Origin of the sequence: Oceanibium sediminis (assembly GCF_003265325.1) — a bacterium.
Lineage (GTDB): Bacteria > Pseudomonadota > Alphaproteobacteria > Rhodobacterales > Rhodobacteraceae > Halovulum > Halovulum sediminis.
Map to the genome: position 1 here is coordinate 638,110 of NZ_QGNX01000001.1, position 15,793 is coordinate 653,902.

Sequence of the window (15,793 nt, forward strand, 5' to 3'; positions counted from 1 at the left end):
CCCCGGTCCTCAGGACCTTTCGCGGGGCCAGATCCCGCCGCCCTCAAGCGTTGCGATGAACGCGGCGTGGGCGGCGGCTTCCGCCTGGCTCAGGCGCGACGGCAGGGGGCGCGGGCGCGCGGGCGGCACGTAGTCCTTCACCACTGCGTCCGCCCCATCGTCATTGCCGACCACGCTGAGCGCGAAGTCGGGCTGACGCCCGCCAATCAGCTCAAGATAAACTTCGGCCAGAATCTCACTATCCAGCAGCGCGCCGTGCTTTTCGCGGGACGAGTTGTCCACGCCGAAGCGGCGGCACAGCGCATCCAGCGAGTTCTGCGCACCGGGAAAGCGTTTCCGGGCGATTTCCAGCGTATCGAGCGCGACCTCGTAGGGGAGTTTCGGCTTGTCGCACCAGCCGAGTTCCGCGTTCAAGAACTTCATGTCGAAGGCAGCGTTGTGGATCACCAGTTTCGCGCCGCTCACGAAGTCCAGGAATGCCTGGGCGATGTCGGCGAATACGGGCTTGTCGCGCAGGAACTCCTCGGAGATGCCGTGGACGGCGAAGGCTTCTTCCGGCATGTCGCGCAACGGGTTGATGTACTGGTGATAGGTGCGTCCCGTGGGCATGTGGTTCAGCAGCTCCACCGCGCCGATTTCCACGATCCGGTCGCCATCCTCGGGGCTGAAGCCGGTGGTTTCGGTGTCGAGGACGATTTCACGCATCGATCTGCTTCCCAATGGTTTCCAACACAGAGTGGACCGCCGCGCGGGCGGCCTCAAGCCCCTGGCTCGTGTCGATCACGAAATCGGCACGGGCGCGTTTTTCCGCGTCGGGCATCTGGCGGTCAAGGATCTGCGCCAAGGTTTCTTCGGACATGCCGGGGCGCTCTAACGCCCGGTCCCTTTGGACTTCGGGCGGGGCCGTGACAACGACGACGGCATCGCAGAGCGCCTCGGCCCCGGTCTCATAGAGCAGGGGGATGTCCAGCAGGACAATGGGCGCGGTCTGCGCGGCGATGAAGGATTGGCGGTCCGCCTGGACCAGCGGGTGCACCGCCGCCTCGATCCGGGGCAGCAGGGCCGGGTCGGCGGCGATGGCCGTTCGCAGCCCAGGGCGGCTGACGGCGCCGTCGATCACCGCCTCGGGCACAAGATCGCCAATCGCCGGCACCGCGGCCCCGCCCTTGGCGTAAAGCTGGTGCACGGCGGCGTCCGCATCCCAGACGGGCACGCCGGCATCCGCGAAGAAGCCCGCCGTGGTGCTTTTACCCATGGCGATGGAGCCGGTCAGGCCCAGGCGGAACGGCGCGCGTGCACTCACTCGGGCAGCACGGCCTGGCGCAGGGCGGCGTCCACCTCGGGCCGGCGGCCGAACCAGCTTTCAAAGCCAGGCACGGCCTGGTGCAGAAGCATGCCAAGCCCGTCGATGCCGATCAGGCCACGGGCGCGGGCGTTCTTCAGGAACTCCGTCTCGAGCGGGTTGTAGACGACATCGACGACCAGCGCCTCCGCCGGAGCGGCGGAAAGGTCGATGTTCAGCGGGCTGCGCCCGGTCATCCCCAGCGCGGTGGTGTTGATGATTATATGCGCCCCGTCGGTGCCATCACCGGCCCGCGCCCAATCAACGAGGGTCAGGCGGCCGCCGAAATGCTCGGCCAGCATCTCGGCCTTCTGCCTTGTGCGGTTCGCGACACGCACTTCCGGCGCGCCGGAGGTGAGCAGCGCGGAAATCACCGCCCGCGCCGCGCCACCGGCACCGAGCACGAGCGCCGGGCCGGATTTGGGCGACCAGTGCGGCGCCGCCTCCCTCACGCTTTCGAGGAAGCCGATGCCGTCGGTGTTGTCCGCATAGATGCTGCCGTCTTCGCGGAATGTCAGCGTATTCGCCGCCCCGATCAGCGAGGCGCGGTCGGAAATCGAATCCGCCATGCCAAGGACCGTTTCCTTGAAGGGAATCGTCAGGTTCACGCCCCGAAACCCCAGCTTGGGCAGGGCACGAATGCCTTCCTCGAAATCCTGGGGACGGATGCCGATGGGGATGTAATAGCCCGCGATCCCGTAGCGTGCGAGCCAGTGGCCGTGCAGGGCGGGGGACCGGGAATGTGCAATAGGCCACCCCACGACACCCGCAAGTGGCGGCGCGTTTTCAGTCATGTCGCAACTACTCCACGCGTTCTAAGGAATTGCAGCACCTCAAGCAGGGGCAATCCCAGGACCGAAAAGTAGTCGCCCTGAACGCGGGAAAAAAGGGTGGGGCCGTCTTCCTCGAGCTTATAGCAACCGACTGTGGCCAGAAGGCCATTTCCGTGGCGGGCGATGTAGGCGTCGAGGAAACTGTCAGAGAAATCCCGCATGATGAGTTGCGCCCGCCCGATGTGACGCCAGACGGGGCGGGCGCCCTCGTAGATCACGGCGGCCGACAGCAGTTCATGGGCCGACCCGCGCAGGGTTTTCAGCTGCGCGCGGGCCTCGTCCAGCGTTGTCGGTTTGTCGATCAGCGTCTTGTTGTGCACGAGCACCTGGTCCGCGCCCAGAACCAGCGCTTCGGGGTGTTTCATCGCGACCCTGCGGGCCTTCATTTCGGCCAGGGCGTCGGCGATATCGCGGGGGGCAGCCTGTTCGGACAGCATCGCGTCCTTCAGCGCGGCTTCATCCACACGCGCCGGGACGACCAGCGGCGCGGCCCCGTTGGTGCGCAGCAGTTGCGCGCGCACAGCAGAACCGGAGGCGAGGATGAAGTCGGGCTTTGTCATTCGGCAGTCCTGTTGGAAAGGTAATGGCGGATCGCGGCGGCTGTCTCTTCTATCGAGCGGCGGGTGACGTCGATGACCGGAAGGTTGTGGCGGTCGAAGAACAACCGCGCGGCGACCAGCTCTTCCTCGATCTTTTCGCGGTTCGTATAGGTGTCGATGGCGGCACTTCCCAGCGTTTTCAGCCGGGTCTGCCGGATCTGCATCAGCCGCAGGGGGCTGACGGTTAGTCCAACGGTCGGCACCTTGGCCGCGATGGCCTTTTCAAGATGCACGGGCGTCGGCTGGCCGGGAATCAACGGCACGTTCGCCGCCTTGATCCCCTGGTAGCCAAGATAGATGCAGGTCGGCGTCTTGGAGGTGCGGCTGACCCCGGCGAGGATCACATCCGCCGACATCAGGTGGTCTTCCGACAGTCCATCATCGTGGGTGATCGCGAAATCGATCGCCGTGACCCGGTCGAGATAGCCGCGATTGACCCGGTATTGCTGCCCCGGCCGCGTCGAAGGCGCAGCCCCGATGACGGAGGCGATCCCCTCGATCAGCGGGTCGAGGACGGGGATCGCGGGGATGCCGCGACGCGTCGCCTCCGCCTCGATCAGGGATTTCAGGTCGGGATTGACCAGGGTGAAGGCGATCAGGTCGGCCTTGTCGAGGACGCTGGCAGGGATGGTTCCGAAATCCTCGGGCTTTCGCAGGAACGGATAGAGCCGATAGTGCACATCGCTGACCGCGAATTGCGAGACCGCCGCGCGCACGGCGGCGGACACCGTCTCTCCCGTGGAATCGGAGAGGAGGACGATGCAAAGGGCGCGCGTCTGTTCCTGGGCCACCTGTTATCCCGTGAGGTTGGGGAATTCCTGTGGAAAACTACTGTGTCTTCCACAGGGTTGCCAGCATCCCGGCGAATTCCGCTGATTTCGCGGTGGCCCCAGCCCGGTTTGTTCAGCCCGGTAAAACCGGCGGGGGTCTGGGGACAAAGTTGCCACCGGAACGGCCCGGCGGAGGGTTAGCAAAAGTTACCCACATAGTTATCCAGTGAAGGTTAATTAGTAAGTCCCTGTTAATATGAAGATTCTTGCCGTTCTAAGCGTTATGGGAGCGGTTGTCCTCAGATTATCCACACCGGAGCTGTTTTGGGGGAATCCGGTCTTTTAACCCCGGGGATAACGGGGTTTCCCGTTATCCACAGGACCCACCACCACCACTACCTTTTTCATTCTTTCTTATTATAGATAAGGAAACATTGAATCGTGGATGAAGGATTGCCTTGAAATGCTGGATGGACTCTACCTCTGGTTGAAAGCCTTTCACATCATGGCAGTCATCGCCTGGATGGCAGGCCTGTTCTATCTGCCCAGGTTGTTCGTCCATCACACCGAGCGTGCGATGGGGGACCCGGGCCAGGAACAGGTGTTCCAGATTATGGAAGCGAAGTTGCTGCGGGTGATCATGAACCCGGCGATGATCGCTGCCTGGGTGCTGGGGATCCTGTTGATCCTGTCGCTCGGGGTGGGATCCGTCTTTTCACAAGGATGGTTTCACGTGAAACTTCTGGCTCTTGTCGGCATGACGGCGTTTCACATGTGGCTTGCCGCGCGGCGCAAGGACTTCGTGGCAGGCCGGAACACCCGAAGCGGACGCACGTATCGCATCATGAATGAGGTGCCGACGGTGCTGATGATCGTGATCGTCATCATGGTGGTCGTGAAGCCATTTTGACGATCCTGATCGCGCAATGTTGACATTCCGGCTGTAATCTCCTTATGGTCCCGCAAAGGCCCACGTTCGCGGGGCTGGTTTCCCATAGATATGCCTCACCCGTGCCTTCGCCGGTCTGCTGGTATTCTTGCTGTGTTGGTGATCCCCCATGGACTACAAAGAACTGTCGCTTGCCGATCTGAAGGCCAAAAGCCCGGCTGACCTGTTGACGATGGCCGAAGAGCTTGAGATCGAGAACGCTTCCACCATGCGGAAGGGCGACATGATGTTCGCCATTCTGAAGGAGCTGGCCGAAGAAGGGGTCGAAATCTCCGGCGATGGGGTGCTCGAGGTGCTTCAGGACGGATTCGGCTTCCTGCGTTCACCCGAGGCGAACTACCTGCCGGGGCCGGACGATATCTACGTGAGCCCGAACCAGATCCGCAAATATTCGTTGCGCACGGGTGACACTGTCGAAGGCGTGATCCGCGCGCCAACCGAGAACGAGCGGTATTTCGGGCTGGTGAAGGTGACGCAGATCAACTTCGCCGACCCGGAAAGTGCCCGTCACAAGGTGCATTTCGACAACCTGACGCCGTTGTATCCGGATGAGCGTCTGCGCATGGAAATCGACGATCCGACGATCAAGGACAAATCCGCCCGGGTCATCGACCTGGTCGCGCCCATCGGCAAGGGCCAGCGTGGCCTGATCGTGGCGCCGCCGCGGACGGGTAAGACCGTGATCCTGCAGAACATCGCCGCCTCGATCGAAAAGAATCACCCCGAGTGTTTCCTGATCGTGCTGCTCGTCGATGAACGGCCCGAGGAAGTGACCGACATGCAGCGCAGTGTGAAGGGCGAGGTGGTATCCTCGACCTTCGACGAACCTGCGACGCGGCACGTGGCGGTTGCCGAAATGGTCATCGAGAAGGCCAAGCGGCTGGTCGAGCACAAGCGCGACGTCGTCATCCTACTGGATTCGATCACGCGACTCGGCCGCGCGTTCAACACGGTCGTTCCGTCCTCCGGCAAGGTGCTGACCGGGGGGGTGGATGCGAACGCGCTGCAGCGCCCGAAGCGCTTCTTCGGCGCAGCGCGGAACATTGAGGAAGGCGGCAGCCTGACGATCATCGCAACGGCACTGATCGATACCGGCAGCCGTATGGACGAGGTGATCTTCGAGGAGTTCAAGGGCACCGGTAACTCGGAAATCGTCCTGGACCGCAAGATTGCCGACAAGCGCGTGTTTCCGGCGATCGATATCCTGAAGTCCGGCACCCGGAAAGAGGATCTGCTGGTCGAGAAGTCGGATCTGACGAAGATGTTCGTGCTTCGCAGGATCCTGAACCCGATGGGAACCACTGATGCGATCGAATTCCTCCTTGGGAAGCTGAAGCAGACCAAGTCAAATGCGGAATTCTTCGATTCGATGAACAGCTGAACCAGGTAGCCATTGCTTGAGCGCCCGGGCTGGCTGGTCCGGGCGTTTTTGTTTGAGGGACTGAGATGGATACGATCTTCGCCTTGTCCACGGTCAGAGGGAAGGCCGGCGTCGCCGTGATCCGGGTGTCAGGCCCGGAGGCGGTAAGCTCTGCGATTGCGATCTCGGGGAAGCTGCCTCCTGAGCGACGCGCGGTCTTGCGTAGCTTGTCGAATCCGCAGACGGGGGAGGTCATTGATCAGGGCCTGGTCCTGTATTTTCCGGTGGGCGAAAGCTACACTGGAGAAAATACTGTTGAATATCAAATACATGGGAGCATAGCGACGCAGGATGCCCTGTTGCGGGTCCTGGCGGATCAGCCGGGATGCCGAATGGCGATGCCGGGCGAATTCACCCAACGGGCCCTGGAAGCGGACCGCCTTGATCTTTCCCAGGTCGAGGGTCTTGCGGACCTGATCGACGCGGAAACCGAGGCGCAGCGGCGTCAGGCCATGCGCGTCATGCGCGGCGATCTGGGGGAGCGTGTGGCCCGTTGGCGGGGAAGCCTTGTCCGCGCGCTCGCCCTTATCGAGGCGACGATCGATTTCGCGGACGAGGAATTGCCGCCCGCGCTGGTCGAGGAATCGGATCGGCTTATTCGAAGCGTTGCTGAGGATATTCGTGGTCAGTTGGCCGGGGCGGATGCGGCCGAGCGGATCAGGGATGGGTTCGAGGTCGCTATTGTCGGTGCGCCAAACGCTGGTAAGTCGACATTGCTCAATGCGATTGCGGGGCGCGAGGCTGCGATCACCTCCTCCATAGCGGGGACGACGCGGGATGTGCTGGAGGTTCGGTCCGATATTTCGGGTTTACCGGTGACGTTTCTTGATACCGCTGGGTTGAGGCTGGCGGAGGATGAGATTGAAGCGATCGGGATTGAGCGGGCCCGGGAAAGGGCCATCGCAGCTGACCTGAGGATTTTCCTGGTGGATCTGGACGGCGACACGCGTTTCCGGGACGATTTGGAGCGCGCCGGGGATCTGACGGTTCGTACTAAGGCTGATATCCATGGGGGCGGTGGTGATAGTATCTCTGCCAGGACCGGGCAGGGCTTGGACGTGCTGTTGAACAGAGTGCGCCAGGAGCTTGAAGTCCGGGCGCATGGGGCGACGTCTGTTATCCGGGTTCGCCAGCAAGTTGCCCTGAAAGGCGCGCTGGAATCCTTCGAGGCTGCGCTATCCTTGATTGGCGACGGGCTGACCTCTGCCGAACTTGTTGCGGATGAACTGATTCGTGGTATTCGGAGCCTGGATGCGCTAGTTGGTCGGGTTGATGTTGAGGACCTTCTGGACGAGATTTTTTCGTCTTTTTGCATTGGCAAGTAGGGAGTGTTTCACGTGAAACACAGCGAGATCGATGTACTGGTGATCGGCGGTGGTCACGCCGGATCCGAAGCTGCGCTTGCTGCGGACAGGGCGGGCGCGCGCGCAGTCCTGTTGACCCATCGCTTTGATCGAATTGGCGAAATGTCCTGCAATCCTGCCATCGGCGGCCTTGGGAAAGGGCATCTGGTCCGCGAAATCGATGCCCTGGACGGCGCGATGGGCCGGGTTGCGGACTACGCGGGTATCCAGTTCCGCTTGTTGAACCGCCGCAAAGGTCCGGCGGTGCAGGGGCCCCGAACCCAAGCTGACCGCGCGCTCTACAAGGAAGGGATGCAGGCGGTCTTTCGCCGGCAGGAAAATCTGCGCGTCATCGAAGGCGAAGCGGAAGACCTTGTCATGGAGGGAGAACGTGTTGTCGGTGTACGGCTGGCCGATGGCCAGCAGATAAACGCACGGACCATCGTTCTGACGGCTGGGACTTTCCTGCGCGGGGTGATCCACATTGGAAGCGAGCGTACATCAGGGGGACGGATTGGGGACCGCGCGGCGAACCCGTTGGGCGAGCGCTTGGAACGCATGGGCCTGCCGCTAGGGCGCTTGAAAACCGGAACGCCGCCCCGGTTGAAGGGTAGGTCTATCCATTGGGACAAGGTCGAGTGGCAAGAGGCTGACGCGGAACCGAGCCTGTTCTCCTTCCTGTCGAAGTCTGCTGTGCAACCGCAGATCAAATGTGGGATCACGTACACGAATACCCAAACACATGACATTATTAGGGAAAATATCGGAAAGTCGGCGATGTACGGCGGCCATATCGATGGAGTGGGGCCCCGATACTGCCCGTCGATAGAGGACAAGGTCACAAGGTTTGCCGACAAGGATGCGCACCAGGTCTTCCTTGAGCCTGAGGGGCTTCATGACGACACGATCTATCCCAATGGCATATCGACCTCTCTTCCGCTGGATGTGCAAGAGGCCTATGTACACTCCATCGCCGGATTGGAGGATGCGGTTATCCTGCAGCCGGGCTACGCAATCGAGTACGATTATATCGACCCGCGCGCGCTTGATAGGACACTGGCGGTGCGCGACGTGCCGGGCCTGTACCTGGCCGGTCAGATCAACGGGACGACTGGGTACGAGGAAGCTGCCGCACAGGGCCTGATTGCCGGCCTGAATGCCGCAAAGGCTGCGTTGGGGGGCGAACCCTTTGTCGTAGATCGTGCGGAAGCTTACATCGGTGTGTTGATCGACGACCTGACCATACGTGGGGTGAGCGAACCCTACCGTATGTTCACCTCCAGGGCGGAGTATCGACTTCTGCTCCGCGCTGATAACGCCGACCAGCGGTTGACGGTGATTGGTATTGCGGCAGGGGTTGTCGGGGAGGAGCGCGCAAACGCCTTCCAGGCAAAAAGTGCGGAGCTTGAACGGGTTAAGGGCATCGTTCAGTCGGTATCGCTGACCCCGAAACAGGCGCGGGATGCTGGTTTCGAGGTGAACGAAGATGGCCGCAGAAGGTCTGGGATGGACCTTTTGGCGCTGCCAAGTGCGGATTGGTCCGACCTGTCGGCTGTTGTTGAGGATCTCGGCGGCGTCAGCCCGGACATTTCCCAGCAAATCGTGACCGATGCGCGGTATGCCCCGTATATCACCCGCCAGCGCGCCGACGTGGAGCAGATGCGTAAGGGTGAACATATGGTCGTCCCTCAGGACATCGACTATACCGCGATGAAATCCCTCTCGAACGAGCTGCGGACAAAGTTGCAGGTCGTCCGTCCGGGCACGATCGCGCAGGCGAGCCGCATCGATGGAATGACTCCGGCCGCGCTCACCATGATCCTTGCCGAGTGCAAACGCTCGGCGAGGGGTGAGGCAAGTTCAGCGTGACGGGCGGTAAATCGATCTCGTCAGCACTGGATGTTTCACGTGAAACACTGGGGATGCTTGAGGAGTTCACAGACCTCGTGCGGAAGTGGACCCGGCGGATCAACCTGATCAGCGCGAAAAGCATGGATGATGCGTTTGAACGGCACACGCTCGATTCTGCCCAGATCTACCGCTTGGCCTCGAACGAAGCGACAACCTGGGCGGACTTCGGTTCCGGCGGCGGTTTCCCCGGACTGGTCATCGCGATCATGGCAAAGTCAGAGGGCAGGGACCTGCACGTGACCCTCGTCGAATCCGATCAGCGAAAATCCGTGTTTCTTGCAACGGCAGCACGCAACTTCGGGCTCAATACCGACATTCGGACAGAACGCGTCGAATCGATCCAACCGCTTGAGGTCGATGTCATTTCCGCACGGGCCCTGGCGCCGCTGGACAAGCTTCTGGACTACGCGGACAGGCACGGGCGGCAAGACACGGTATGCCTTTTCCCCAAGGGCAGGAACGCTGAGACGGAAATTCAGGACGCAAAGCGCCGATGGAACTTTTCAAACGAAGCAATACCCAGCATAACTGATCCTGAAGCCGCAATTCTGCGGATCAAAGGAGTATCCCGTGTCCGCTGACTCCCGCCCCCGTGTGCTGGCCGTCACCAATCAAAAGGGCGGTGTCGGCAAGACGACCACGACAATCAACCTTGGCGCTGCCCTTGCCGCACAAGGGCAGAAGGTTGTCTTGATCGATATCGATCCGCAAGGAAACGCATCCACCGGGCTTGGTATCGACCGAGAGGATCGCCAGCCATCCACCTACGACGTCCTTGCTGAGGGCGAGCTGGTGCAGAATGCGCTGAAGGAGACCTCTCAACCGGGGCTTACGATCGTCCCGGCGACCCAGGACTTGAGCGCAATCGACATGACCCTTGCGGCCGAGCGGGATCGTCTGACACGCTTGCGGAACAGCCTCGTAAAGGCGGAACTGGACGCGGACATCGTCCTGATCGATTGCCCGCCGTCGCTCAACATCCTAACCCTGAACGCGCTTGTGGCCGCTGACGGCGTGCTTGTTCCGCTGCAGTGCGAGTTCTTCGCGCTGGAAGGGATCAGCCAGTTGCTCAGCACGGTGTCCGATATCCGGAAATCCGTGAACACGAAGCTCATCACACAAGGGATTGTGTTGACCATGTATGATCAACGCAACAACTTGACAGGGGACGTGGAGGCAGATGTTCGCCAAACCCTGGGCGACCTCGTCTTCAAGACCGTCATCCCCCGCAACGTCAGACTGTCAGAGGCGCCGTCTTTCGGCCTGCCCGTCCAGCTCTATGACCCGCGGAGCAGCGGCAGCCTTGCCTATGCCGCCCTGTCAAAAGAGCTCACCAACCGCATCGCAACCTGAGGGAGTGTCCACCCGTGGCTAAGAAAACCGACCGCAGAGGCCTGGGCCGTGGTCTTTCCGCACTTCTCGCCGATACTGACCTTTCCGACGCGCCGTCCGGGCGTGGCGGCGTCAACGCTGGCGATACCCTGCCGATTGAGATGGTGATCCCGAACCCGAACCAGCCGCGCCGGGACTTCCTGGAACAGGATCTCGACGAGCTGGCCAAGTCGATCGAGCGCAACGGCATCATACAACCCATAGTTGTGCGCCCGGCCCCCGATATGCCGCAGACATACCAGATCGTCGCGGGGGAGCGGCGTTGGCGCGCCGCGCAGCGCGCGAAACTGCATGAAGTGCCCGTCGTCATCCGGTCCTTCAGCGACGAAGAGCTCCTTGAAGTCGCAATTATCGAGAATATTCAAAGGGTTGATCTGAACCCCGTGGAAGAGGCGATGGGCTATCGCCAGCTCATGGACGGATTCGGCCACACCCAGGACGCGCTCGCCGAAGCCCTGGGGAAAAGCCGCAGCCATATCGCGAACACCCTCAGGCTTCTGGCGCTGCCTGAACAGGTCCTCGCCCACCTCAGGGCAGGGCGGCTCAGCGCGGGCCACGCACGGGCCCTGATCACCGCGCCGGATCCTGTCGCGCTGGCGGCCCAAGTCATCGCGCAGGGGCTCTCCGTGCGTCAGACAGAGGCTCTGGTGAAGAAGGCCCCGACGCCCCCGAAACCGCGCAAGTCCGCCAAGTTGGAGAAAGACGCGGACACCCGCGCGATCGAAGGCGACCTTACCGCGCAACTCGGCATGCCGGTGTCGATAAACCACGCCCCGGGGGCGGAGGGCGGTCAAATGCAGATCAAGTACCGCTCGCTCGACGATCTCGACAAATTGCTGGAGATGCTCTCAGGCAACTGAGGCCCCGCGCATCACACCATCAGCGCCCTGAGCACCGCGTTCAGCACGGGGCGCCCCATTTCCGTCGCGATGATCCGCGACCCCCGGGTATCCAGGAAACCGCCGCTGACAAGGTCATCCAGCACGTCCTGGCCCGGCAGCACGCCGCCAAGTCCTTGATATCGCTCTAATTCAACGCCTTCTGCCAGTCGAAGAGCCATCATCAGGTATTCTTCCGCTTGCTCTTCCGGCGGAACGGTGTCCTCACCCCTCAGCCCGTCCTGACCATCGCGCACGGCTTGCAGCCAGGCTTCGGGCGCGCGGATCGCATCCGTCGCCAGGCGCTGGCCACCAAGGGTCAGGCGGCCATGGGCGCCGGGCCCGATGCCAAGGAAATCGCCGCTGCGCCAGTAAACCATGTTGTGACGGCAGACAGCGCCCTCCCGCGCGTGGTTGGAGATCTCGTAGGCGGGCATTCCCGCCGCCGCGGTCATCGCCTGCGTCAGCGCATACATGTCCGCCGCGGTATCGTCTTGGGGCAGATCGGCCAGCCTGCCACGGGCGTGCAGCGCGCCAAAGGCGGTGCCCGGCTCGATGGTCAGCTGGTAGAGCGACAGGTGGTCCACGGCCATGTCCAGCGCCATCGCCAGTTCGGCTTCCCAGGCAGCTAGGCCCTGGCCCTGCCGCGCATAGATCAGGTCGAAACTCACCCGGTCGAACGCGCTGCGGGCCAATTCGAACGCGGCGCGGGCTTCGTCGACGCTGTGCAGCCGGCCGAGGCGGCGCAGGTCGGGATCCGACAACGCCTGCACGCCAAGCGACACGCGGTTCACGCCTGCCACCCCGTAGCCGCGGAACCGCCCGGCCTCGACGCTGGTTGGGTTCGCCTCGAGCGAGATTTCAGCGTCCCCGGGCAGGTGCCACAGCGCCGCCACACGGTCGATCACCGCCGCCACCGTCGCCGGGGCCATCAGGCTGGGCGTTCCACCGCCAAAGAAGATGCTGTCCACGCGCCGTGGCCCGATGCGCGCCGCTGCGCGTGTCAGGGCGACGCACAGCGCGTCTGCCCAGGCTTCCTCGTCGATGGAGGCGCGCACATGGCTGTTGAAGTCGCAGTAGGGGCATTTGGCCGCGCAGAAGGGCCAGTGGACATAGACGCCGAAGCCCCCCGGCGTGGATGCCGGTTCAGCGCTCAAGGCAGCCCGCGACCAGTTGCGCGAACGCGGCGGCCCTGTGGCTCATCGCGTGTTTCCGGGCGGGGTCCATTTCGCCGAAGGTCTGGCTTTCGCCATCGGGCAGAAAGACGGGATCGAAGCCGAACCCGTGCGCGCCCTGCATCGGCCAGACGATGCGGCCCGAAACCTCGCCCCGGAACAGCTCGTCATGGCCATCGGGCCAGGCAAGGCACAGGGTGCAGACGAAGCGGGCGGTGCGCGGTTCGGGGGCGTCGATCGCCTCAAGCTTCGTCCACAGCTTTTCCATCGCCATGGTGAAGTCGCGCCCCTGGCCAGTTTCCGCCCAATCCGCCGTGTAGACGCCGGGCGCGCCGCCCAGGGCGTCCACCTCAAGCCCGCTGTCATCGCTCAGCGCGACGATCCCCGCGCCTTTGGCGGCGGCGTGGGCCTTGATCCGGGCGTTCCCGGCGAAGCTGTCTTCGGTTTCCTCGGGTTCCGGCAGGCCAAGATCGCCCGCGGATACCACGGAAAAGCCGTAGGGCGCGACAAGCGCCGCGATTTCCCTCAGCTTTCCCGCGTTGTGGGAGGCCAGAACCAGCTTTTCACCACTCAGCTTGCGCATCGGATCAGCTTACCGCGGCTTTCTGCGCGGCGACCAGCGCGTCGCGCCCGATCTCGGCCAGGTCCAGCAGTTTGCCAAGCTCGTCCCGGCTGAAGGTCGCGCCTTCGGCAGAGCCCTGCACCTCGACCAGCCCGCCCGCGCCGGTCATCACGAAGTTCGCGTCGGTCCCGGCTTCGCTGTCCTCGGCATAGTCGAGGTCGAGCACGGGGACACCGCCCCAGATACCGCAGCTGACCGCGCAGATGTGGTCGGTCAGCGGGTCGGTCTTCACCTCGCCAAGGCGCATCAGCTCGTTCACGGCAAGGCGCAACGCCACCCAGCCGCCGGTGATCGCGGCGCAGCGCGTGCCGCCGTCAGCCTGGATCACGTCGCAATCGACGGTGATCTGGCGCTCGCCCAGGGCGACCCGGTCCACGCCCGCGCGCAGGCTGCGCCCGATCAGGCGCTGGATTTCCTGCGTGCGGCCGGACTGCTTGCCTGCCGTCGCCTCGCGCCGGTTGCGGGTGGTGGTCGCGCCGGGCAGCATGCCGTATTCCGCGGTCACCCAGCCCAGGCCGGAGTTGCGCAGGAACGGCGGCACCCGCGCCTCGACCGAGGCGGTGCACAGCACATGCGTGTCGCCGCACCGGATCATGCAGGACCCCGCCGCATGTTTCGTCACACCGGTCTCGATGACAATGCTGCGCATGTCGTCTGCGGCTCGTCCCGTTGGGCGCATGAACTCTCTCCTCAGGTGAAAATCCCCTAGGGCCATAAAGCCTTTGAGCGGGTCCGTCCAGACGGCCCGCGATTGACCAAGGCAGGGGTGAGGCTTACATCATGTGCAGATGTTGACAACAGGTCCACACATCGATGCCAGATAAACCGAGAGAGTCCCCGCTCCCCCTCGACGCCCGTGCGCGCGAGGTGTTCCGCCGCATCGTCGAAAGCTATCTCGACAGCGGGGAACCTGTCGGCTCGCGCACCTTGTCGCGCCAGCTCGAGGAAAGCGTGTCGCCGGCGACGATCCGCAACACGATGCAGGACCTTGAGCTTCTGGGATTGCTGGACAGCCCGCATGTGTCCGCCGGGCGCGTGCCGACGCAACTGGGCCTGCGGCTGTTCCTGGACGGTTTCCTGCAAGTGGGCGAGATTTCCGCCAGCGAACGCTCGGAAATCGAGCGCTCGCTCGAAGGGAACGAACCGGATATCGGCGCGACGCTGGATCGCGCCGGCTCGCTTCTGTCGGGGCTGACCCATGGCGCCAGCCTGGTGCTTGCGCCGAAGTCCGAAGCGCCGATCAAGCACCTGGAATTCGTCTCGCTCTCGCCCGACCGGGTGCTGGCGGTGCTGGTCTTCGCCGATGGCCATGTCGAGAACCGTCTGATCACGCCACCGGCCGGGCTGACCCCCTCGGCCATGCGCGAGGCGGCGAATTTCCTCAATGCCGTGCTGGAGGGGCGCACCCTGTCGGAGCTGAAGTCCGTCGTCTCCGCCGAGATTGAGCGCCGCCGGATGGAGTTGGACACCCTCGCCGCCGCGCTGATCGAGGATGGCGCCGCCGTCTGGTCGGAAGGCGGAACCGACGACCAGGCGCGGCTGATCGTGCGCGGGCGCGCGAACCTGCTGGACGAGGCCGCCGACCAGGAAGGGATCGAGCGGATCCGCTCGCTCTTCGATGACCTCGAGCGCAAGCGTGACCTGGCGCAACTGCTGGACCTGACCGAGGCGGGCGACGGTGTGCGCGTGTTCATCGGGTCGGAAAACAAACTCTTTTCACTTTCGGGTTCATCTTTGGTGGTCTCTCCCTATATGAACGCCGAGCGCCGAATCGTTGGGGCGGTCGGGGTCATTGGCCCCACCCGCCAGAACTACGGTCGGATTGTGCCGATCGTCGATTACACGGCGCAGTTGGTTGGCCGGGTGATCGCCCGGCGCGGTGGATAAGACAACGAACGGGAATGACCCATCATGGCTAAGGACAAGGACATCGGGCGGGGCACGGACGAAGATCCGTTTCTGGACGACCCCGAGACGGTGGCGGACGAGGATTACGGCGACGACCCCTCGGGGTTGGAGATCGAGCTCGACGCGATCACCTCTGAGCGGGATGAGTTGAAGGACCGGCTTCTGCGCGCGCTGGCCGAAACGGAGAACCTACGCAAGCGCGCCGACCGCGACCGTCGTGACGCCGAGTTGTACGGCGGCGTCCGGCTGGCGCGCGACCTGCTATCGGTGCATGACAACCTGGGCCGTGCGCTGGAAGCGATCGACGACAGTCTGCGCGACCAAGCCGCCGGCCTGGTCGAGGGGATCGAGCTGACGCAGCGCGACCTGCTGGCCGCGTTCGAAAAGCACAAGATCGTCAAGGTTGAGCCGGCAGAGGGGGAGAAGTTCGACCCCAAGCTGCACCAGGCGATGTTCGAAGCCCCGGTGCCCGATCACCCCGCCGGTGCGATCATCCAGGTGATGGCGCCCGGTTTTGTGATCGGCGAGCGCCTGCTGCGGCCCGCGCAGGTCGGTGTGTCGTCGGGCAGCCCCGCCGGATAAGCCAAGGCCGGGGGCCAGCCCCCGGACCCCCGGGATATTTGAAGACTTTGGAAGGGCTGGCCGGTTTGG

The 15,793-nt window shown here is 63.3% G+C and carries 17 protein-coding genes; 9 read left to right on the plus strand and 8 right to left on the minus strand.

Going from position 1 to position 15,793, the window contains the following annotated elements:
• Nucleotides 1-9: 9 nt before the first annotated feature.
• The 5 genes from dnaQ to DJ029_RS03150 are packed head-to-tail and all read right to left on the minus strand — an operon-like array spanning nucleotide 10 to nucleotide 3,565.
• Nucleotides 10-705: a DNA polymerase III subunit epsilon gene (dnaQ, locus tag DJ029_RS03130; protein ID WP_112320854.1), complete on the minus strand. Its 696-nt coding sequence runs from the start codon at nucleotides 703-705 to the stop codon at nucleotides 10-12.
• The gene (gene coaE / locus DJ029_RS03135) at nucleotides 698-1,303 is read right to left on the minus strand and encodes a dephospho-CoA kinase (RefSeq protein ID WP_258165079.1); all 606 of its coding nucleotides are present in this window, start codon (nucleotides 1,301-1,303) and stop codon (nucleotides 698-700) included. Before coaE ends, dnaQ begins: the two co-directional genes overlap by 8 nt.
• Nucleotides 1,300-2,136 (minus strand): shikimate dehydrogenase, encoded by an 837-nt coding sequence (locus DJ029_RS03140; RefSeq protein WP_112320855.1) that lies wholly within the window; start codon nucleotides 2,134-2,136, stop codon nucleotides 1,300-1,302. The genes coaE and DJ029_RS03140 overlap by 4 nt, the downstream gene beginning before the upstream one ends.
• On the minus strand, nucleotides 2,133-2,735 hold the full coding sequence (locus DJ029_RS03145) for a Maf family protein (RefSeq protein ID WP_112320856.1): 603 nt from the start codon (nucleotides 2,733-2,735) through the stop codon (nucleotides 2,133-2,135). Before DJ029_RS03145 ends, DJ029_RS03140 begins: the two co-directional genes overlap by 4 nt.
• Complete coding sequence (locus tag DJ029_RS03150; RefSeq protein WP_112320857.1) at nucleotides 2,732-3,565, minus strand: pyruvate, water dikinase regulatory protein; 834 nt, start codon at nucleotides 3,563-3,565, stop codon at nucleotides 2,732-2,734. Before DJ029_RS03150 ends, DJ029_RS03145 begins: the two co-directional genes overlap by 4 nt.
• Nucleotides 3,566-4,007: 442 nt before the next feature.
• Between DJ029_RS03150 and hemJ the strand changes: the two genes are divergently transcribed.
• From hemJ to DJ029_RS03185, 7 genes are all read left to right on the plus strand, one after another.
• The gene (gene hemJ, locus DJ029_RS03155; RefSeq protein ID WP_112321327.1) at nucleotides 4,008-4,454 is read left to right on the plus strand and encodes a protoporphyrinogen oxidase HemJ; all 447 of its coding nucleotides are present in this window, start codon (nucleotides 4,008-4,010) and stop codon (nucleotides 4,452-4,454) included.
• A gap of 148 nt (nucleotides 4,455-4,602) precedes the next feature.
• The gene (rho, locus tag DJ029_RS03160; protein WP_112320858.1) at nucleotides 4,603-5,874 is read left to right on the plus strand and encodes a transcription termination factor Rho; all 1,272 of its coding nucleotides are present in this window, start codon (nucleotides 4,603-4,605) and stop codon (nucleotides 5,872-5,874) included.
• Between the two features lie 65 nt (nucleotides 5,875-5,939).
• Entirely contained in the window at nucleotides 5,940-7,238 is a 1,299-nt protein-coding gene (gene mnmE, locus DJ029_RS03165; RefSeq protein WP_112320859.1) for a tRNA uridine-5-carboxymethylaminomethyl(34) synthesis GTPase MnmE, read from the plus strand.
• 3 nt (nucleotides 7,239-7,241) lie between these two features.
• On the plus strand, nucleotides 7,242-9,125 hold the full coding sequence (gene mnmG / locus DJ029_RS03170; protein WP_112320860.1) for a tRNA uridine-5-carboxymethylaminomethyl(34) synthesis enzyme MnmG: 1,884 nt from the start codon (nucleotides 7,242-7,244) through the stop codon (nucleotides 9,123-9,125).
• Nucleotides 9,122-9,748 (plus strand): 16S rRNA (guanine(527)-N(7))-methyltransferase RsmG, encoded by a 627-nt coding sequence (rsmG, locus tag DJ029_RS03175; RefSeq protein ID WP_232822947.1) that lies wholly within the window; start codon nucleotides 9,122-9,124, stop codon nucleotides 9,746-9,748. The genes mnmG and rsmG overlap by 4 nt, the downstream gene beginning before the upstream one ends.
• Complete coding sequence (locus DJ029_RS03180) at nucleotides 9,738-10,520, plus strand: ParA family protein (RefSeq protein ID WP_112320862.1); 783 nt, start codon at nucleotides 9,738-9,740, stop codon at nucleotides 10,518-10,520. The genes rsmG and DJ029_RS03180 overlap by 11 nt, the downstream gene beginning before the upstream one ends.
• A gap of 14 nt (nucleotides 10,521-10,534) precedes the next feature.
• Nucleotides 10,535-11,419, plus strand: coding sequence for a ParB/RepB/Spo0J family partition protein (locus DJ029_RS03185; protein ID WP_112320863.1), 885 nt, complete (start codon nucleotides 10,535-10,537; stop codon nucleotides 11,417-11,419).
• 11 nt (nucleotides 11,420-11,430) lie between these two features.
• On the opposite strand, the gene hemW is transcribed toward DJ029_RS03185, so the two are convergent.
• Genes hemW through rph form a run of 3 tightly spaced genes read right to left on the minus strand, consistent with a single transcriptional unit; the run spans nucleotide 11,431 to nucleotide 13,913 of the window.
• Nucleotides 11,431-12,594, minus strand: coding sequence for a radical SAM family heme chaperone HemW (hemW, locus tag DJ029_RS03190; protein WP_112320864.1), 1,164 nt, complete (start codon nucleotides 12,592-12,594; stop codon nucleotides 11,431-11,433).
• Nucleotides 12,584-13,195 carry an RdgB/HAM1 family non-canonical purine NTP pyrophosphatase gene (gene rdgB / locus DJ029_RS03195; RefSeq protein WP_112320865.1) on the minus strand — a complete coding sequence of 204 codons (612 nt, stop codon included), beginning with the start codon at nucleotides 13,193-13,195 and terminating at the stop codon, nucleotides 12,584-12,586. The genes hemW and rdgB overlap by 11 nt, the downstream gene beginning before the upstream one ends.
• 4 nt (nucleotides 13,196-13,199) lie before the next feature.
• On the minus strand, nucleotides 13,200-13,913 hold the full coding sequence (gene rph, locus DJ029_RS03200; protein WP_112320866.1) for a ribonuclease PH: 714 nt from the start codon (nucleotides 13,911-13,913) through the stop codon (nucleotides 13,200-13,202).
• Between the two features lie 134 nt (nucleotides 13,914-14,047).
• Here rph and hrcA point away from each other — a divergent pair, with 134 nt between their 5' ends.
• Together hrcA and grpE are read left to right on the plus strand one after the other, a co-directional pair.
• Nucleotides 14,048-15,121, plus strand: a complete 1,074-nt coding sequence (gene hrcA, locus DJ029_RS03205) for a heat-inducible transcriptional repressor HrcA (protein WP_112320867.1) — start codon at nucleotides 14,048-14,050, stop codon at nucleotides 15,119-15,121.
• A 24-nt stretch (nucleotides 15,122-15,145) separates the two neighbouring features.
• Nucleotides 15,146-15,724 carry a nucleotide exchange factor GrpE gene (gene grpE / locus DJ029_RS03210; protein ID WP_112320868.1) on the plus strand — a complete coding sequence of 193 codons (579 nt, stop codon included), beginning with the start codon at nucleotides 15,146-15,148 and terminating at the stop codon, nucleotides 15,722-15,724.
• The last annotated feature ends 69 nt before the right edge of the window (nucleotides 15,725-15,793 follow it).

What these genes read in the sequence shown, in the direction of transcription:
- DJ029_RS03145 (WP_112320856.1), bottom strand. Translation starts at nt 2,735, where the DNA reads ATGACAAAGCCCGACTTCATCCTCGCCTCCGGTTCTGCTGTGCGCGCG.
- rho (WP_112320858.1), top strand. Translation starts at nt 4,603, where the DNA reads ATGGACTACAAAGAACTGTCGCTTGCCGATCTGAAGGCCAAAAGCCCG.
- mnmE (WP_112320859.1), top strand. Translation starts at nt 5,940, where the DNA reads ATGGATACGATCTTCGCCTTGTCCACGGTCAGAGGGAAGGCCGGCGTC.
- rph (WP_112320866.1), bottom strand. Translation starts at nt 13,913, where the DNA reads ATGCGCCCAACGGGACGAGCCGCAGACGACATGCGCAGCATTGTCATC.
- hrcA (WP_112320867.1), top strand. Translation starts at nt 14,048, where the DNA reads ATGCCAGATAAACCGAGAGAGTCCCCGCTCCCCCTCGACGCCCGTGCG.
- DJ029_RS03140 (WP_112320855.1), bottom strand. Translation starts at nt 2,136, where the DNA reads ATGACTGAAAACGCGCCGCCACTTGCGGGTGTCGTGGGGTGGCCTATT.
- rdgB (WP_112320865.1), bottom strand. Translation starts at nt 13,195, where the DNA reads ATGCGCAAGCTGAGTGGTGAAAAGCTGGTTCTGGCCTCCCACAACGCG.
- hemJ (WP_112321327.1), top strand. Translation starts at nt 4,008, where the DNA reads ATGCTGGATGGACTCTACCTCTGGTTGAAAGCCTTTCACATCATGGCA.
- grpE (WP_112320868.1), top strand. Translation starts at nt 15,146, where the DNA reads ATGGCTAAGGACAAGGACATCGGGCGGGGCACGGACGAAGATCCGTTT.
- dnaQ (WP_112320854.1), bottom strand. Translation starts at nt 705, where the DNA reads ATGCGTGAAATCGTCCTCGACACCGAAACCACCGGCTTCAGCCCCGAG.